Origin of the sequence: Bartonella queenslandensis AUST/NH15, assembly GCF_000312585.1 — a bacterium.
In the GTDB taxonomy this organism is placed as follows: Bacteria; Pseudomonadota; Alphaproteobacteria; order Rhizobiales; family Rhizobiaceae; genus Bartonella; species Bartonella queenslandensis_A.
The window spans coordinates 170,632-172,606 of sequence record NZ_HE998003.1 but is presented as its reverse complement, the minus strand read 5'-3'; the positions used below and the strand labels follow the sequence as shown (position 1 = coordinate 172,606).

2 protein-coding genes are annotated in these 1,975 nt (G+C 38.6%); both read right to left on the bottom strand.

The window, feature by feature from the left end; genetic code table 11:
* Positions 1-35 precede the first annotated feature (35 nt).
* Complete coding sequence (locus tag BN338_RS05905) at positions 36-314, bottom strand: HU family DNA-binding protein (RefSeq protein ID WP_012231443.1); 279 nt, start codon at positions 312-314, stop codon at positions 36-38.
* A 231-nt stretch (positions 315-545) separates the two neighbouring features.
* On the bottom strand, positions 546-1,975 hold a 1,430-nt coding region (gene lon, locus BN338_RS05900; protein WP_039759971.1), incomplete at its 5' end, for an endopeptidase La.

The following is a 1,975-nucleotide window of genomic DNA, read 5'->3' as shown; positions in this document are numbered from 1 at the left end:
CTTATAAATGAAGCGGGTTTTTCATGCGGTTTCAATTATTTTTTATTAACTGCTTCTTTAAGGCTTTTTCCTGCTGAAAATTTAGGTACAGAACGTGCTGGAATATCGATTTCAGCACCAGTTGAAGGATTACGCCCCTTTGTCGCAGCACGATGAGAAACTTCAAAAGAACCAAAACCTGGAAGACGAACATCACCCCCTGAAGCCAAAGCTTCTGTTACAGAAGCCATAAAAGCGTCAACAACAGCCCCAGCTTGCGCTTTCGAAACACCTGCCTTTTCAGCAACGGAACTAACTAATTCACTTTTATTCATGAAATATTTCCTTTTCCTATATTACCTGACAACATGACCTAATCATGTTATTGGTCAGTTTATTGAAAAGTACAGCAAACAGAAGTCTTATTTTTATTCAAAACATTGTTTTTTTAGCAATAATCACAGTTATTCACGGAATTTTTCACTTTTTTCAACAAAAAACAAAATAATAACCACGACAATACCCCAGAGCCCCCTAAAAATGCCGATGCTCATGAGATGAGTGAATCAGTGCGCAATCTGTACCCCTTCACTATCGCTGCTCTCTGATCGGATAGGAACAGCTGCTGTAGAAGGTTCTTTCCACTCAATAGTATCAGGAAAATGAACCAAAGCGTATTTCAAAACTTCACTCACATGATTTACCGGAATAATTTCCATATTATTTTTGACATCATCAGGAATATCAACCAAATCTTTTGCATTTTCTTCAGGAATAAGGACTTTTTTTATTCCTCCTCGAAGTGCAGCTAAAAGTTTTTCTTTTAATCCACCGATTGGTAAAACACGTCCACGTAAAGTAATTTCACCCGTCATTGCAATATCTTTATGCACAGCTATCCCTGTAAGAACCGAAACAATTGCTGTCACCATTGCAATCCCAGCAGATGGACCATCCTTCGGGGTCGCTCCCTCTGGAACATGAACATGGATATCGCGTTTTTCAAAAAGTGGAGGTTCAATACCAAAATCAACAGCACGCGAACGTACATAAGATGCTGCCGCGGAAATAGACTCTTTCATAATATCACGCAAATTTCCCGTTACAGTCATCTTGCCTTTGCCAGGCATCATAACGCCTTCAATGGTCAATAACTCTCCACCAACTTCTGTCCAAGCAAGACCAGTCACAACACCAATATGATTTTCTCCTTCAATTTGATTATAATGATAACGTTTAACACCCAAGAAATCATTGAGATTATTTTCTGTAACTTTTACAGATTTTTGATGTGTTTTGAGAATTTTTGTAACAGATTTACGGGCAATTTTCATGAGTTCACGCTCAAGATTACGAACACCCGCTTCACGTGTATAAAACTGAATAATCGACCTTAGCGCTCCATCAGAAATGCTGAGTTCTTTTTTAGACAAACAGTGATCTTTGAGTGCCTTTGGTAAAAGATGCTGCTTAACAATTTCCATTTTTTCACATTCAGTATAACCAGCAATACGAATAATTTCCATTCGATCCATTAGCGGACCTGGGATATTAAGCGTATTGGCAGTTGTGATAAACATGACATCAGAAAGATCATATTCAACTTCCAAATAGTGGTCAATGAATGTACCATTTTGTTCAGGATCGAGAACTTCTAATAAAGCAGAGGAAGGATCTCCACGAAAATCTTGTCCCATTTTATCAATTTCATCAAGCAAAAAAAGTGGATTAGATTTTTTGGCTTTTTTCATAGACTGAATAATTTTTCCAGGCATCGAACCAATATATGTTCGGCGATGTCCGCGAATTTCTGCTTCATCCCGCACACCTCCCAACGAGATACGAACATATTCACGCCCCGTCGCCTTGGCAATAGAGCGCGCTAATGATGTTTTTCCAACACCAGGAGGGCCTAACAAACAAATAATGGGACCTTTTATCTTTGACGCACGACTTTGTACGGCCAAATATTCAATAATTCTCTCCTTAACCTTTT

Bases quoted from the DNA above. Each gene is read 5' to 3' on its own strand.
- BN338_RS05905 (WP_012231443.1), bottom strand. From the start codon at position 314: ATGAATAAAAGTGAATTAGTTAGTTCCGTTGCTGAAAAGGCAGGTGTT.